This is a genomic window from Exiguobacterium oxidotolerans JCM 12280, assembly GCF_000702625.1.
GTDB lineage: Bacteria > Bacillota > Bacilli > Exiguobacteriales > Exiguobacteriaceae > Exiguobacterium_A > Exiguobacterium_A oxidotolerans.
Genome location: NZ_JNIS01000001.1, coordinates 744,237 through 760,416, shown reverse-complemented (window position 1 = coordinate 760,416; position 16,180 = coordinate 744,237). Strand labels below are relative to the sequence as shown.

Here is a 16,180-nt window from a genome sequence, read left to right as displayed (position 1 = left end):
TTCGTCAGCGTTCTTTTTGTTTAGGCTGTTCTAAAAATACGGAGTGGTAACAAACGGACGGCAATCGTCGTGGCAAGTAGCGCTTTTAGCGTATCACCGATGATGAACGGGACATTAATGACGAGGGCATCCATGAATGATAAATGTAGGACGAGCATTAAACCGAATGTCCCGAGCAAGTAAACGAGACCAAGTCCGAAAACGACCATTCCAAAAAACAATGGGATGAAGCGATTCGTTCGTTCGGCGACATAGCCGATGAAGAAGCCGGCAATCGGGAAGGCGATTAAATACCCTACAGTCGGTCCGACGAACGGGGCAAGACCACCTTTTCCACCGAGGAGTGGTAAACCGGCAGCGGCAAGTAATAAAAAAATCAAGACGGCTAGACCGCCACGCTTCGCACCGAGGATGGCGCTGACGGTCATGATGGCAAGCATCTGGAGTGTAATTGGGACAGGTCCGACAAGTTGAAGTTGCGGGAGTAGACTGACCGCCGAGATGATCGCGGCACCGAGCGCTGTAAACGTAAGATCTTTTGTTTTCATGATGGATGAGAGCCTCTTTTCTTTTTGTGTTAACCAATATAAATAAAAGGTTAACACAAAAAGAGGATGATGCAACTACTATTTAAAAAAAACGTTAAAAAGGCACAAAAAAAGCACCCACCGAAGTGAGTGCTAAAAACAACTGATTAACGTGAGTAGTACTCAACGACGAGTTGTTCTTGGATTTGATCGTTCAATTCAGAACGCTCTGGAAGACGGACGAACGTTCCTTCGAGCTTCTCAGCATCGAAAGTAACGAAGTCTTTAGTTGCTGGTGCAACTTCGAGTGCTTCTTTGATAACGACAAAGTTCTTCGATTTTTCGCGAACTGAGATCGTTTGACCTGGTTTCACGCGGAATGAAGGAATGTCGACGCGAGCGCCTTCAACTTGGATGTGACCGTGGTTGACGAGCTGACGAGCAGCACGACGTGTACGAGCCATACCCATACGGTAAACGACGTTGTCAAGACGTGCTTCAAGTAAGAACATGAAGTTCTCACCGTGGATACCAGGCATTTTGCCAGCATCGTTGAAGATACGGTTGAATTGGCGTTCGTTTACTCCGTACATGTGACGAAGCGTTTGCTTCGCTTGAAGTTGAAGACCGTACTCAGACATTTTGCGACGGCTGTTACCGTGTTGTCCTGGAGCGTACGGACGTTTTGCGATTTCTTTTCCTGTTTCAGTAAGAGAGATACCGAGACGACGTGAAAGTTTCCAAGCTGGACCTGTATAGCGAGCCATAATAAGACTCCTCCTTAGTGTTCGTTATTATTTGCATAAAAATAATAACGCCATCAAACCCACGTTACGCCCATTTCATGGTGTGGCACCCTCGCTTGATAGCAAAGTTACACGATGCCCCTCCGGCAAAGCCGAGTCATGAAATGTGATACGCAAGCGATTTGACCGCTATCGTTATCATTTCTGCACTTTTACAAGTATACGTCTGCTTATTCCTGCTGTCAATCAAATATGACGAAGAAGAATTTCGCTAAAGGCTTCAAGGCCGGCTTGGTCGGTTTCGTCAAAACGATTCAGTTCAGGACTGTCGATATCGAGGACACCAATCGTTTTTCCATCTTTAATCAATGGAATGACGATTTCGGAATTCGTTGCCGCATCACACGCGATATGTCCTGGGAAAGCATGGACATCCATTACGAGTTGCGTCGTTTGATCTTCTGCCGCTGTACCACAGACACCACGACCGAATGGAATCCGGACACAAGCAGGTAAGCCTTGGAATGGTCCGAGGACGAGTTGATTTTGTTCCGCGTCCGTTAAGTAGAAGCCGACCCAGTTCGTTCGTTCGAGAAATTGACCAAGTAACGCACTCGCATTTGAAAGATTGGCAATTTGATTCGTTTCTCCGGTCAGTAAAGCATCCAGTTGCTTATTCAGCATGTCATATTGTTTTGTTCGGTCACCATCATACGTCGTTGTCTCAAACATTAAGATTCCTCCTAGAAAATCATATTTAATCTATCTTAACTGAGTTTTAAAGATGCTGCCAAACAATTGATTTCTCGACGAGACGCTGTAATCTGTGGAAGAAATCAGGAAAAGCCTTAGTAAATCTATGCAAATCGGTTGCGCTATACTATTATAAGGATAAGATTAAAAGCGAAATTGTTGAAAAATGGAATCGCTTGATAGGGTGGAGGTCGTGACAAATGTGGGCATGGGTGATTGGTGTCATCGTCATCGTATTACTCGTCATGTTATTTAGCATGATTAGTCGAAAAAAATATTATACAAAAATTGACGAGCTAGATATGCGCAAACAGGGGATTATTAGCGCATCAATTCCGAAGGAGCTACAAGAATTAAAGCAGCTTCCGATGGCGGGCGAGACGGAGACGAAATTCACTTCCTGGCATCAGGCTTGGGAGGAACTATTGACAGTCCACGTCGCGCAAATCGATGAAACATTGTATCGAGCGGAAGAAGGGCTCGATAAATATCATTTCCTTGCCGTCAAGAATGATTTAGAAGTAACGGAACAATTAATCGGAGAGCTTGAAGGGTTAATCGATGAGATGTTGCATGAGATGGAGACATTTAAAAATAATCAATCTGCATTGACCTCATTGAAGGCGCAAGGCGAGACAGGTTCAGGTCAAGTCCGAAAATCGTTGCTCCTACAAGCAACGTCGTTTGGTCCGGCATTAGCGAAACTGGAAGAACGCAGTGAAGAAATCGATCAGTTATGTACAGAAATGTCTGCTTTTGAGGAAGCGGGTGAAGTGACGAAAGCATATGAAACGAGCCTTCAACTGGAAGAACAAGTCACACAGACGCGTCAACTCGTCGAAGTGATTCCGAATCATTGGAAAGTCCTCGCACATGAGTTGCGTCAACGAATCGATCAATTGAGCGCCGGATACAATGAAATGACGCTGGATGGTTATCCGCTTGAACCGCTTGGAATGCAGTCGGATATAAAACGATTTGAGGAAACACGTCTCAACTTAGTTAAAAAACTTGAATTTCTAGAGATGGACGATTTAGAGGAACGCGTCCAGCAACTTTCGGCTGACGTCGACCAAATGTACGATACGTTCCGTCGTGAAGTTGATGCGCGTCATCATGTGAAAAAAGAAAATCAAGTCTTGAAACAAAAAGCACTACGGATGCGTGAAAAAGTTCATCAGTTGGCGCAAGAATTTAGTTCGCTCCGGGAGCAGTATGAGATTTCAGCTGACTTAGGAGAGCATTACGAGTCGATTCAGCGCGATGAAGAGATGCTGTTTGGGGCAGCGAAGGATTTAGACGAATCCATCGCTAGCCGAATCATTCCGTTCAGCATGTTAGAAGATCAGATGCGCGATGCGATTCGACTGGAAGAACAATTGACGATTCAATATGAACGGTTCAGTATCGAACTTCAAGCGCTACGCAAAGAAGAACTGGAAGTACGTGAACGCATCAATGAATGGCGTCAGGCGCTCTCTAGTGCCCGGTTACGATTGAAGCGGCTCGGATTACCGAAGATGCCGCAAGATGTCGAAGAAGCACTTCAGACAGCGAGTCGTTCGTTACAGACGCTCGAAGCACGTTTTGAGGAAATTCCGTTTAATGTCGGATACATCGTTTCGCAAAGCGAAGATGTTAAGTTGACGTTTAAACAATTGCAAGAACGGATAGATACATTAGTGTTCGAAGTCACTTATGCAGAACGACTTGTCCAGTATGCGAATCGTTTCCGTCGCAATGATAATGAGATACATATGTCGTTGACGATTGCTGAGACGAAGTTCCTCGCTGGCGATTACGAACGTGCGATTTTACTAGGGGAACGGGTCCTCGAACAATTTGATCCACAATCAATTGAACGAATCAAACAAGCATGTGCCAAGCAAGAAACGATTCATATGTAATCATCACTGACAACTCAGGGTGGCCGCTGCGGTCACCCTGTTTTCGTAAAAAAAAGGAGCGATTGAGATGGGAACACTTTATGTAAACGGAATCATTCGAACGATGGCGCATGAACATGATGTTCATCCAGCGATGTTTATCGAGAACGGACGGATCGTCGGTATGGGGGACGAAGGCAAATTACGTCGCCGGTTCGGAAAACGCGTCGAGTCGATTGAGAATCTGAATGGCAAAGCCGTCTATCCTGCCTTTACCGATGCGCACATCCACCTCATTGGATATGGTGAAGCGATAGGTCGTGTCGATGCTTCGCGTTACATGACGCTAGAAGAACTCGGACAGGCCTTTTTGAAAGCGGAAGCGATCAATGGAATTCATGTCGCAGAAGGCTACGACGAGACAAAGCTAGATCAAGCGCCAACAAAAGCTTGGTTGAATCAACTGTTCCCGACAGAACCAGCTTTACTAAAGCGGACGGATCGGCATACGGTACTCGTCAATGACGTGCTGTTTGAACAATTGGGATATAAAGCATCAACGGTCATCGAGGGCGGGAAAATCGGTTTGCTTGATTCAGGAGAAGCAGATGGTTTTCTTTATGATGCAGCAATGGAACCGCTCTATGCGTTGCAAGCAGGATCGACGGAACGAAACAAATCATCATTACGTGCAGCGATCAAAGACTTACATCGTCATGGGATCGTAGCAGCACATACAGAGGATTTATCTTATCACGGTGAATTAAACGAAGTCTTATCAGCTTATAAAGAAGTGACGGAAGAAACGGGTTTCCATGCCCATCTTCTCGTGCATCATCTCGTCCTTGATGAATTCATTCAAGCAAATCCTGTTCTCCCTGACACACTCTCAATTGGAGCGATGAAATTATTTGTCGATGGTGCCCTCGGTGGAAGAACGGCATTATTGCATCGTGGCTATTCGGACGATCCGACGACGCGTGGCATTGAAGTTCACTCGCAGGATCAACTCGAACAACTCGTGAAGCGTGCACGAAGTTACGGTTTCACGGTCGCGGCACACGTCATCGGAGATCTCGCAATCGAACGTTTTGTGGATGTGCTTGAAAAGTATCCGGCTCCGAAAGGGACGCGCGATCGTATTATTCACGCAACGGTCGTACGACCTGAATTATTGGCACGGGTTCGGAAGTTGCCCGTCTTGATTGATGTGCAACCAGTCTTCTTGTTAGATGATGCTGATTTTGCTGAAGCACGTCTCGGTTTGAAGCGTCTCGACTCAGCCTATCGCTTGAAGTCGCTAGCGGGCACAGGAGCCTTAATGTGTGGCGGCTCTGACGCACCGATTTCAAGTCCCGATGTTCGCCGAGCGCTCTATGCAGCGACCGTGGGGAAAGCAGGACGGATTGATAAATCGAACGAAGTTCTTTCGATGTACGAAGCCTTATTGTTATTCACAAAAAATCCACATGTCGCAACAGAGACACATGGACGAAAAGGAATGTTATTGCCTGGATATGATGCAGACTTCGTCATCTTCGAAGAAGATTTTTATCGTCTTGCAGATGAACAGATTCTTACGAATCGACTAGTCGAAACGGTACAACAAGGAAAAACGGTCTATCGCTTGGAAGCATCTTTGACAACGAATTAAGAGGTTGTGTTCGTTCCGTAAATCCTCAAAAGGGGATGACTCATAGTCAGATGAACACCACCCCTTGTGACGGACGCGCTTCCTTTCCCCTCGGAGTCGAGGATGAACGTTTCCGTCGTCTATCAATCAAATGACCGATGATACCACTTTTCGCGGTTTAAAGCGATTCAAGATGCTCTTTTCTGTACGTTCCTTAGGTGATAAAAAAACTTCCTTGTCCTTAGTGGACAGGGAAGTTTTTGTTTGTTTTATAAGAATGACCGTTGGATTTTATGCCAAAATGTATTGTTTGTTAATTTAACGGTTTTTAATTCTTTATCGGACAATTGGATGTCGACGGAGTCCGTTCGTTTTAAGCTTAACGCTTCATTGTCCATCCCGATGATCGGATAGTCGTTTCCGTCTTCGATGATGCGAAGTGATAATTTACGACCACGGTTCAAGAGAAAAGCCGATCCGAGCGTCCGGTAACGGTTATTGTTGACGGAAGCGATTTCACTAACTTGGAGGCAGTGAATCAATGGATCGACGATTGCACCAGACAAGGACTTGTTATAAGCGGTCGATCCGGTTGGCGTCGAAATGACCATACCATCGCCACGGAACGTTTCAAATAAGAATCCATCAATGTAGACTTCAATTGCGAGTGATTTAATGATGCTCGATTTAACGGAACATTCATTGAGGCAAAGCATACCTGGTCCGCCATTGATTGATGCTTCAAGCAATGGATAACGTCGGACTTCAATTTCGCCATTCGAGACGCGATCGCCTGTTTCTTTGAAAATGGCCTCGACGGAGGACAGGTCATTAATGTCGAAGTCACAGTAAAAGGAATTTGGACCTTCTGCGAAACCGACATAGATGGCATCGTCACGGAAGCCTGTAAAACGAGCTGCTTGAAGAAACGCGCCGTCACCACCGATTGAAACGATGATATTTGCTTGTTTATGATCCTGGACGACATTCAATCCGTATCGCTTGCCGACTTCAACTAGTTTACGTACCTGCGTCTCGTGTCTTTGTTTATTTCGGTAATACAGGTAGACATTGTTTCGAGCCATGGTCAATTCCCCCTTGAAAGCGTTTCATGTACTCTTTCATTATAACTGTTTTTTCAGAAATCGGGAACCGATAGCTAGGAAGTTCGTCAGAAAGCTTGCGTTATAAGTCGAACATTCCTATAGTAAGATTGGAAATGCATTTGAAAGACAACATGGGGAAATGGGGAATACACATGGCAACGTTTAAAGGAAATAATATTACATTGCTTGGTACACAAGTTGAAGTTGGACAACAAGCACCAGACTTCGAGGTACTCGCTAACGATCTTTCGCCGGTTTCGCGCGATACATACAAAGGAATTCGTATGATTAGCGTCGTTCCATCAATCGATACAGGTGTCTGTGACGCTCAAACACGTAAGTTCAATGAAGAAGCTGCACAAATCGATGGCGTAACAGTATTGACAATCTCAAATGACCTTCCGTTCGCCCAACGCCGCTGGTGCGCCGCAAGCGGGCTTGATAATGTCGTGACTTTATCAGATCACCGTGATTTATCGTTTGGACATAGCTATGGCGTCGCGATTGAAGAACTTCGTTTACTAGCTCGTTCGGTATTCGTTATCGATTCAGCAAATCAAGTCGTCTACGTCGAATACATGCCAGAATCGACAGACGAAGTGAATTTTGATGCGGCGATCGCTGCGGCAAAAGCTGCGAAGTAAGAATAGTTTACAAACGACGTAAAACAGATACAATGGATGTAATGAGAAGAACGGCTCCCAGGAAATATGGGGGGCCGTTTCGTTTTGAAAGGATGAACTGACGATGGAAGCATTAGAAAAATTATATAAGGAACTAACGCAACAAACGAGAAAATTAGAACGCGACCTCGATATGCCATATTTAGAGGCGCTGACGGAGGTCATTGATCGCCTAAATGACCGCCATACTGAAAAAGTCGACCCGGAAGTCGTTCGGAAAGCTGTTTCGCTTGCTGTTCTTGAAGGAATGAAACAGGCACAACCGAATCATTTGCCGACACCAGACAGCGTTGCATTGTTTGCAGGTTATTTAATCGGGAAACTAATCAAGAAGGACGACGCTCGACTACTTGATCTTGGTAGTGGAACGGGTGGGATGCTTCACGCCGTCATGAGTCAACTTCCAACGGGAACGGCAGCAGAAGCAGTCGAAGTCGATGAAACGTTAGTCCGGTTATCGGCTTCAATCACGGAATTACTCAATTATCCCGTCACGTACACGCATCAAGATGCACTCCGTCCTCTATTGTTAGATCCGGTTGATCTCGCGATGGCAGACTTGCCGGTTGGTTATTATCCGGACGAAGAAGTATCAAAAGAGTATGTGTTAAAACGAGAAGAAGGAATGAGTTACAGCCACTTTCTTTTGATTGAACAGGCGATGAATTATGTTAAACCAGGCGGGTTCGGTGTTTTCGTCATTCCGAATGGATTATTTGAGCATGATACAGATGGGAAATTGAAGCAGTATTTTGAGACGAAAGCACATGTCGTCGGCATCTTGCAATTGCCATTAACGATGTTCAAGCAAGAACAGGCAGCAAAAAGTTATTTAATCGTCCGAAATCACCTAGCGGGAATGACGATGCCAAAACAAGCATTACTTGCTGAACTCCCGTCATTCACCGATGCACGTGCATTTGGTGGAATGGTGAAACAGATTGATGAATGGATTAATACAGAATTAAAATGAAAAGTGAAAAGTAATTGAATTCTATTGTTAATTTGACTATTCTAGTGTAAGACAGAAAAAATAGAACACCCACACAGATGTGAATGTCTACTGATTTTGAATGGAAAAGGGGAAAATAGATCATGGCAAAAATTATGGCGGTAAATGCTGGTAGTTCGTCGCTTAAGTTCCAACTACTTGAGATGCCGAGTGAAACGTTAGTAGCAATCGGTTTAGTAGAGCGTGTCGGGAAAGACGATGCAATCTTTACAATTAAATATGGTGAAGGGCAAAAGTATACAGACGTCCTTCCGCTTGCAACACATAAAGAAGCAGTAGAACTCTCACTTGAAAAGTTGATGGAGTTTGGCATCATTTCTTCTTACGATGAAATCAAAGGTGTTGGACACCGTGTCCTTCATGGTAAAGAAAAGTATGCGGATTCTGTCGTGATTACGGAAGATGTCATTAAAGATATCGATTCCTATACAGAGCTCGGTCCACTCCACATCCCACCAAACTTGATCGGGATTCGTGCGTTCCAAGCAATCTTGCCGGAAGTCGAGCAAGTGGCTGTCTTCGATACGGCCTTCCACCAAACGATGCCAGAAGAAAACTTCCTTTACAGCCTTCCGTACGAATACTATACGGAATACGGCATTCGGAAATATGGCTTCCATGGTACAAGTCACAAATATGTTACGGAACGTGCATCTGAGTTGCTCGGACGTCCGCTTAAAGACCTTCGTTTGATTTCTTGTCACCTCGGTAGTGGGGCATCGATCGCAGCAGTCGCTGGCGGTGAATCACTCGATACGACGATGGGCTTCACGCCACTCGAAGGAATTACGATGGGAACACGTTCTGGTTCGCTTGACCCGGCCTTGATTCCGTTCCTGATGGAGAAAACAGGGAAGTCGGCAGAAGAAGTCTTGAACGTCATGAACAAAGAATCAGGAATCTACGGATTATCTGGTCTTTCAAGTGACCTACGTGACGTTGAATCGGCAGCAACGGAAGGAAACCACCGTTCTGAAATGGCTCTTCGTATTTTCGCGAACCGGATTCATGGATACATCGGACAATATGCGGCAGAGATGAACGGCGTCGATGCCATCATCTTCACGGCAGGTGTCGGTGAAAACTCTGACTCGATTCGTGAGCGTGTTCTCCGTGGACTCGAGTTCATGGGCGTCTACTGGGATCCATCGCTTAACAACGGAGCGCGTGGAGAAGAACTCTTCATCAACTACCCGCACTCACCAGTCAAAGTCATCATCATTCCAACGAATGAAGAATTGATGATTGCACGTGATACAGTTCGTGTCGGTGGATTGATTGAACAAAATGCGTAAGTACTAACATGCAGAAGGCCGGACGTCATGTCCGGCCTTCTGCGCGTAGATAAACTCTTATGAAGCGGTAAAATGCGATATCGAGACGGATTGCGCTCTAAAACCTCAGCATGCCCGGCTTTTCGTCACAATGTTACCTAAATAGCGTCGCGCCTCGCCCGAGGAAAGCAACGAATAAAGACGCATTATCTCCCGATAGCACTTTGTTTCCAGCCTGAAGACCGGACGTTATGTCTGGTCTTTTTTTGTATTGATAAAGCTAAGACAATGATTTTTTAACGGGAACTTTTGTTCTTGTTTTTTATTTATGTTACAGTCTTTGTCATATAACGTTCTGAAATCTGTCTTCATTTCAAAAATAAGTCGTAAATAAGGTTTGAAAACATAAATATGAGCCTTTTGTAACACAATAGTAATAGTAACGACATTTTTTTGTGGTCTATATGTAACGGCACTGCCCCTTTTTGTCATGTATATTAATCTCAGTTAACAAATCGGGAACAATTATGGAGGAGAGATTACATGATGAAACGAATACTCGCTAGTGTTTTAGCAATGTTGTTAGCACTCAGTTCGTTTGCAGGTCTTCAAGCAGAAGCTGCTACTAAAAAGAATGTTAAATCGTCGGTCAATAGCCTAGTTGTTCGTCAAAAAGCAACCACGTCATCGAAAAAATTAGGTCTTCTTTATAAAAATCAAACATTACCGTACAAAGCAAAAACAGGTAACTGGTACAAAGTAAGCTATAAAGGAAAAACAGCATACTTAAGCGCACGTTACTCAAAGGTCGTCAAGAGCTCGTCTTCTAAAAAACAATCGTCAAGCGGTTGGAAAACACTAACAAACGTCAGTGCGACAGCTTACACGCCGTACGATCCAGGCAGCGGCAACTTGACAGCGATTGGTTGGAACATCAAGAGTTCGAAGAAGAAAGTCGTCGCGGTCGACCCACGTGTCATCCCGCTTCGTTCGACGGTTAAAGTGTATTACAAAGGGAAATTAAAAGGTACGTACACGGCAGCGGATACAGGTGGAGCCATCAAAGGAAAAAAACTTGATATCTTGTACTACTCGCGCTCAGAAGCATTCAGCTGGGGACGTCGTAACGTCACCGTTAAATTTAAATAAGCACATCTATCCATCGGGCATCGGCTCGATGGATTTTTTTTACGAAAAAAAGCACCCTCGTGAGAAGGTGCGGAGAAAATAATGAATTCAATTACAGACGGACGATCAAAACATCACATTTGGCGTAACGTGTGATGCTTTCAGAGACACTACCGATGAAGAAACGTTCGACGGCGTTCAGGCCGGTCGCACCACAAATGATTAGATCGACATCATGATTTGGAGCGAGTTTCTTCGCGATCGTGACTTTCGGTGAACCGTACTCGATTGCGACTTCGACATCTTTGACTCCACGTTCTTGCGCCGTTTTGACATACTCGTCTAATAATTCTTTTGCATACGATTCGGCCCGTTCAGTAATTGTCCGGTCGTACGCTTCGACGGTTGCAAATGTCCGTGTGTCGATGACATGGGCGATGATTAGTTTCGCATCATTTCGAAGTGAGACGTCGATTGCGGTCTCAAATGCACGTTCTGCTTCTTTTGATCCGTCTACTGCTACTAGTACGTTATGATATACGATTGCCATGATGAATCCATCCCTTCGTATTCGACTAATGCTACGTCCTTATTATACCATTCCCATAAAAGGAAAGTGTTGAACATTGATGGAGTTGTAAAAATTGTTCTTCAATCGTGAACATCGTAAGATAGAACAAGATAAAAGGAGGCGATGCTAAGATGAGGCACGCGTTAATTACGGCAGGAACGAAAGGACTCGGCGAAATGGTGACACGTCGTCTGTTAGATGAAGGATGGTATGTGACGGCATTGCACCGATCGAAACCGGAGTTTACCCATGAACGCTTAGACACGATCCAGGCGGATGTGACGGAACAAGCGGAATTGCTTAAAGCAGTTGATCGGGCGATGGAGAAGCATGGACGAATCGATGCGTTGATACTTAATGCGGGACCTTATGTTTTCGAACGGAAAGCACTCGTCGATTATTCCGATGATGAATGGAACGAAGTGGTCGGCGGCAATTTGACGGCAAGCTTTTGGTTGCTGCGAAAAGTCATTCCAATCATGCGCGACCAACATTATGGACGAGTCATCACATACGGTTTTCCTGAAAGTGCGACGGCGCCAGGCTGGGTCTACCGGGCTGCCTTTGCTGCTGCGAAAAGTGGAATGGTCAGTTTGACGAAAAGTGTTGCGTTAGAAGAAGCGGAGCATGGGATTACCGCAAATATGGTCAATCCCGGAAATATCGTCGGCGACAATAAAACAAAGTGGATTGATGAAGCAGTCGCAGACGATCAAACGCCTGTCGGCCGGACCGGTGTCGGTGGTGACATCGCCCGCGCGATTTCATTTTTACTTGCGGAGGATGCGAGCCTGATTACGGGTGCGATTCTCGATGTGACAGGTGGCGTTAATGTCGTTCACCAGTCACGAAAATAATCATCAAAAAAAGAGTTGCCGCTTCCGAATGAGACTTCGGATGCGACAACTCTTTTTAGTAACACGTTTAATTTACTTTGATTGATTGTAAGTGTTTCGGATAGCGTGTCAAGGATTCAGGACCGTCTGTTGTGAGATGGATGTCATCTTCGATTCGAACGCCGCCGACGTTAGGAACGTAAATCCCGGGTTCGAGTGTATAGACGATACCGGCTTCAGCTGTCAGGAGATTGTTTGACGCAAGCGACGGGAATTCATGGACGTCGATTCCGAGACCATGCCCGACGCGGTGTGTGAAGTATTCGCCATAACCAGCCTGGTCGATGACGTTCCGTGCCGCTTCGTCGAGTGAACCGAGTGTGATGCCGACGCGACTTGCGTCTGTCGCAGTTTCAAGTGCCGTTAAAACAGTTTGGTAAATTTTTTCTTGTTCTTCACTGGCTGAACCGTAAATGAATGTGCGTGTAATATCCGAGCAGTAGCCTTTCCAGACGACACCGAGATCGAATAAGACGAAGTCGCCTTCATTGATGACGCGGTCACCCGGCACACCGTGTGGGTCGGCACTGTTTGCTCCGAATAAGACCAGGGTGTCGAAAGACATTTCCCGGACACCTTTTTTCTTCATCTCGAATTCAATTTCAGCGATGACTTCGATTTCCGTAATACCGGGACGAATGGCATTTTTACCGATTTCGATCGCTTCGTCGGCAAGTTGAGCGGCTTCACGCAAAATCGCGATTTCTTCCGGTGCTTTTTTCAGGCGTAACGCCTGAAGTTTATCTCCGACATCAAGAATCGCCGCATTCTCTAAACGAGACTCGAGTTCCTTGAAGCGGCTGAACGTCATGTGCTCTCCTTCAATACCGATGCGGTTGTTTGATACGGCGAACGATGCAAGCAATTCCGTGATTTTATCAAATGGATTTTCATGATCCGCGTAGGTGACGACTTCTCCGTCCCATGGACTTGCGGCTACGATGCTTGCTTCGAGTGCAGGGCAAAAGAGTGCGCGTTTTCCATCTGCGTCAACAATGACTGCCATGACACGTTCATGTGGTTCAGCGTAAACACCGGAAAAATAAAAGACGCCGGCTTTTGAAGTAATCAAGGCCACATCGACCCCTGATTCCTTTAATACATGGCTAATTTGATTCGTACGTTCTACCATCTGATTACCACCTCTCTAATCTAGTCACGTTTTAGTATAACACCGTTGCTTTTTGAAAACATTTCTCGCAAATCGGACTAGTACACTTTTCATTCTTTCGAGTAGTACAGTATAATGACAGAAGAGTAGAATATAGGAAAAAGAAGGGATACAGCATGCCTACGAAACACGAACAGATCATCCGGCACATTGAAGATCTCGATGTTGGCGCCAAAATATCCGTCCGGCAGATTGCGAAAGACTTAACGGTATCGGAAGGTACGGCATACCGTGCGATTAAAGAAGCGGAAAATTTAGGGTTTGTTTCGACGATTGAACGGGTTGGAACGATCCGGATTAAAAAGAAACAGAAGGAAAACATTGAAAAATTGACGTTCGCGGAAGTTGTCAACATCGTGGATGGACAAGTTCTCGGTGGACGGAACGGTCTACACAAGACGTTAACGAAATTTGTCATCGGTGCGATGAAGTTAGAGGCGATGATGCGCTACATCGACGTCGATAGTCTCGTCATCATCGGTAACCGAGAGAAGGCGCATGAACTGGTCCTCGAGGCGGGAGCGGCAGTCTTAATTACAGGTGGTTTCGATACGACGGAAGATGCGAAGCGTTTGGCGGACGAAATGGAACTTCCTATCATTTCGACGTCGTACGATACGTTTACGGTTGCGACGATGATTAACCGGGCGATTTATGATCGCCTGATTAAAAAGGAAATTCTGCTTGTTTCCGATATTTTGATTCCGTTGCATGATACGTTTTATTTACAGACGAACGACCCGATCTCAAGATGGCATGAGTTGAACGAACAGACGAAACACAATCGGTACCCTGTCATCGACGAGCAAATGAAGGTCGTCGGCGTGGTCACGGCGAAAGACATCATCGACCGACCGCACGACTGGCCGGTCGAAAAAGTCATGACACGGCATCCGATCACGGTCGGTATCCGGACGAGCGTGACGAACTCGGCACATCAGATGGTCTGGGAAGGGATTGAGATGTTACCCGTCATCGACCAGTATGGGCGGTTGCTCGGCATTATCAGTCGGCAGGATGTCTTGAAGGCGCTCCAGCTTGCTAACCGCCAGCCGCAAGTCGGTGAAACATTCGACGATTTAATTACCGGACAAATCAAGACGGCCGAAGATGATCGTGGGCAGTATCTGTCGCTTGAAGTCTCACCCCAGATGACGAATTTCATGGGGACGGCGTCGAGTGGCGTCTTGACGACGCTGCTCGTCGAAGGGGCGACACGGATGTTACGGCATATGAAGAAGGGTGACCTCGTCATCGAAAATGTCAGCATCTATTTCATCAAGCCAGTCCAGATTGAGAGTACGATTACGATTCGGGCGAATGTATTTGATGTTGGCCGGAAGTTCGGTAAAGTCGACGTCGAGATGTACCAAGGAACCCAAATCGTTGCGAAGGCACTTGTGACTTCACAACTGATCGATCGATAAATGACCAAATAAAAAAGACGGATGATCCGTCTTTTTTACGATTGTTCCATTTCGCGAACAACATAAGGATAGATTTTTCGATAACGAATGAAACCAGCGATGAACGAGGCAAGACCAACGACGATTAAAATCGAACAGACGATTTTACCCGTCAACGTCGTCAAACCGTCGCCGGACAGAAACTGATTGGCTGCGAACAAGATGACGAAGAGGCTCAGCCAAATGCTTGCTTGAGTGTTGAATAAAAATTTCCGATTCGTACTCTTCGTATGGAATGCACGACGCTTAGCGAGCAAATAGCCTCCTAGCGACAAGACGATTAACAAGATTAGAACGAATTGCATGGGGATGACCTTCCTTTCTTTTTCGTATCTGTTTGTATCATATCAATATTTAGAGGAGCTGTGCACTGTGAAAGAACAAATCAGACAATTGATTGAAGACGCATCAACGATTATCATTCATCGGCATGAACGACCGGATCCGGATGCGCTTGGAAGCCAGTTCGGGTTACGTGAAGTCTTGCAGCAACAATTTCCGGAGAAAAAAATCTACGCCGTCGGTGAGATGGCAGACTCCCTATTGTTCATGGGGAAGCTCGACGCAGTGGAACCGAAAATGTATGAAGAAGCACTCGTCGTCATTTTAGATACGGCGAATGAAGCACGAATCGACGGTCATGTTGCGATGACAGGGCGTCACGTCATTAAGATTGACCATCACCCAGACGAGGATGCCTATGCCAAAGTCCAACTCGTCGATCCGACCGTCAGTTCGACATCGGAACTTCTTGTCCACCTGTTGAATGACTGGGGATATCCTATCCCGGCGGCAGCGGCGATTCAATTTTACGCAGGAATCGTCGGGGATACAGGTCGTTTTCAATTTAGAGGGACGACGAGCAAGACGTTTGCCGTCGCAGCACAACTGCTTGATCTCGAAATCGATACAGACTGGCTCTATCGCAACATGTATCAAACGGAACTCGTTGCACTTCATTTGCAAGGGTATGTCCTGCAACATATCCAGTTGACGGATGCAGGCGTCGGTTATGTCGTCTTGACGCAAGAGACGTTAAAACGTTTCGATGCGACGGTCGAACAAGCTTCGTTGCTCGTCAATAGTTTTGCCGGCCTTAAAGGAATGAAGAGTTGGGCGTTATTCCTCGAGACGGAAAAAGAGGTCCGCGTGCGTATTCGTTCAAAAGGACCCGTCATCAACGAAGTAGCGAAGGAGTTCCGGGGCGGTGGACATCCGATGGCGTCCGGCGCGACAATCGATCACTTGTCAGAAGTCGATCAAGTCGTCGCCCGTCTCGACGCAGTCGCACGAGACTTCCGCTTCGAATGAAAAGAGGCTGCTCGCTA

The 16,180-nt window shown here is 45.9% G+C and carries 16 protein-coding genes; 9 read left to right on the top strand and 7 right to left on the bottom strand.

Annotation, left to right across the window (positions count from 1 at the left end; all coding sequences use genetic code 11):
- Positions 1 to 20: 20 nt before the first annotated feature.
- The 3 genes from P403_RS0103910 to P403_RS0103900 all read right to left on the bottom strand — a co-directional run bounded on the left by P403_RS0103910 (position 21) and on the right by P403_RS0103900 (position 2,005).
- Positions 21 to 548, bottom strand: a complete 528-nt coding sequence (locus P403_RS0103910; protein ID WP_029331166.1) for a biotin transporter BioY — start codon at positions 546 to 548, stop codon at positions 21 to 23.
- A 146-nt stretch (positions 549 to 694) separates the two neighbouring features.
- On the bottom strand, positions 695 to 1,294 hold the full coding sequence (rpsD, locus tag P403_RS0103905; protein WP_026827721.1) for a 30S ribosomal protein S4: 600 nt from the start codon (positions 1,292 to 1,294) through the stop codon (positions 695 to 697).
- A 225-nt stretch (positions 1,295 to 1,519) separates the two neighbouring features.
- Complete coding sequence (locus P403_RS0103900) at positions 1,520 to 2,005, bottom strand: GAF domain-containing protein (RefSeq protein WP_029331165.1); 486 nt, start codon at positions 2,003 to 2,005, stop codon at positions 1,520 to 1,522.
- Positions 2,006 to 2,226: 221 nt separating this feature from the next.
- Between P403_RS0103900 and ezrA the strand changes: the two genes are divergently transcribed.
- Together ezrA and P403_RS0103890 are read left to right on the top strand one after the other, a co-directional pair.
- Positions 2,227 to 3,933 (top strand): septation ring formation regulator EzrA, encoded by a 1,707-nt coding sequence (gene ezrA, locus P403_RS0103895; protein ID WP_029331164.1) that lies wholly within the window; start codon positions 2,227 to 2,229, stop codon positions 3,931 to 3,933.
- Between the two features lie 67 nt (positions 3,934 to 4,000).
- On the top strand, positions 4,001 to 5,566 hold the full coding sequence (locus tag P403_RS0103890; protein ID WP_029331163.1) for an amidohydrolase: 1,566 nt from the start codon (positions 4,001 to 4,003) through the stop codon (positions 5,564 to 5,566).
- A 248-nt stretch (positions 5,567 to 5,814) separates the two neighbouring features.
- Here P403_RS0103890 and P403_RS0103885 read toward each other — a convergent pair whose 3' ends face one another.
- Positions 5,815 to 6,630: an NAD kinase gene (locus P403_RS0103885; protein ID WP_029331162.1), complete on the bottom strand. Its 816-nt coding sequence runs from the start codon at positions 6,628 to 6,630 to the stop codon at positions 5,815 to 5,817.
- 167 nt (positions 6,631 to 6,797) lie between these two features.
- Here P403_RS0103885 and tpx point away from each other — a divergent pair, with 167 nt between their 5' ends.
- The 4 genes from tpx to P403_RS0103865 all read left to right on the top strand — a co-directional run bounded on the left by tpx (position 6,798) and on the right by P403_RS0103865 (position 10,769).
- Complete coding sequence (gene tpx, locus P403_RS0103880) at positions 6,798 to 7,295, top strand: thiol peroxidase (RefSeq protein ID WP_152638935.1); 498 nt, start codon at positions 6,798 to 6,800, stop codon at positions 7,293 to 7,295.
- A gap of 103 nt (positions 7,296 to 7,398) precedes the next feature.
- Positions 7,399 to 8,307, top strand: a complete 909-nt coding sequence (locus P403_RS0103875) for a class I SAM-dependent methyltransferase (protein ID WP_029331160.1) — start codon at positions 7,399 to 7,401, stop codon at positions 8,305 to 8,307.
- Positions 8,308 to 8,429: 122 nt separating this feature from the next.
- The gene (locus tag P403_RS0103870; protein WP_029331159.1) at positions 8,430 to 9,641 is read left to right on the top strand and encodes an acetate kinase; all 1,212 of its coding nucleotides are present in this window, start codon (positions 8,430 to 8,432) and stop codon (positions 9,639 to 9,641) included.
- Between the two features lie 522 nt (positions 9,642 to 10,163).
- On the top strand, positions 10,164 to 10,769 hold the full coding sequence (locus P403_RS0103865) for a 3D domain-containing protein (protein ID WP_029331158.1): 606 nt from the start codon (positions 10,164 to 10,166) through the stop codon (positions 10,767 to 10,769).
- A 91-nt stretch (positions 10,770 to 10,860) separates the two neighbouring features.
- On the opposite strand, the gene P403_RS0103860 is transcribed toward P403_RS0103865, so the two are convergent.
- Positions 10,861 to 11,298 (bottom strand): universal stress protein, encoded by a 438-nt coding sequence (locus tag P403_RS0103860; RefSeq protein WP_029331157.1) that lies wholly within the window; start codon positions 11,296 to 11,298, stop codon positions 10,861 to 10,863.
- Between the two features lie 152 nt (positions 11,299 to 11,450).
- Between P403_RS0103860 and P403_RS0103855 the strand changes: the two genes are divergently transcribed.
- On the top strand, positions 11,451 to 12,176 hold the full coding sequence (locus P403_RS0103855; protein WP_029331156.1) for an SDR family oxidoreductase: 726 nt from the start codon (positions 11,451 to 11,453) through the stop codon (positions 12,174 to 12,176).
- Between the two features lie 67 nt (positions 12,177 to 12,243).
- Here the strand turns inward: P403_RS0103855 and P403_RS0103850 are convergent, their stop codons facing one another.
- Entirely contained in the window at positions 12,244 to 13,347 is a 1,104-nt protein-coding gene (locus tag P403_RS0103850; RefSeq protein ID WP_029331155.1) for a M24 family metallopeptidase, read from the bottom strand.
- 155 nt (positions 13,348 to 13,502) lie between these two features.
- Here P403_RS0103850 and P403_RS0103845 point away from each other — a divergent pair, with 155 nt between their 5' ends.
- Positions 13,503 to 14,813, top strand: a complete 1,311-nt coding sequence (locus P403_RS0103845; RefSeq protein ID WP_029331154.1) for a DRTGG domain-containing protein — start codon at positions 13,503 to 13,505, stop codon at positions 14,811 to 14,813.
- Between the two features lie 35 nt (positions 14,814 to 14,848).
- On the opposite strand, the gene P403_RS0103840 is transcribed toward P403_RS0103845, so the two are convergent.
- Positions 14,849 to 15,157 (bottom strand): YtpI family protein, encoded by a 309-nt coding sequence (locus P403_RS0103840; protein ID WP_029331153.1) that lies wholly within the window; start codon positions 15,155 to 15,157, stop codon positions 14,849 to 14,851.
- A gap of 67 nt (positions 15,158 to 15,224) precedes the next feature.
- Between P403_RS0103840 and P403_RS0103835 the strand changes: the two genes are divergently transcribed.
- Entirely contained in the window at positions 15,225 to 16,163 is a 939-nt protein-coding gene (locus tag P403_RS0103835; RefSeq protein WP_029331152.1) for a DHH family phosphoesterase, read from the top strand.
- The last annotated feature ends 17 nt before the right edge of the window (positions 16,164 to 16,180 follow it).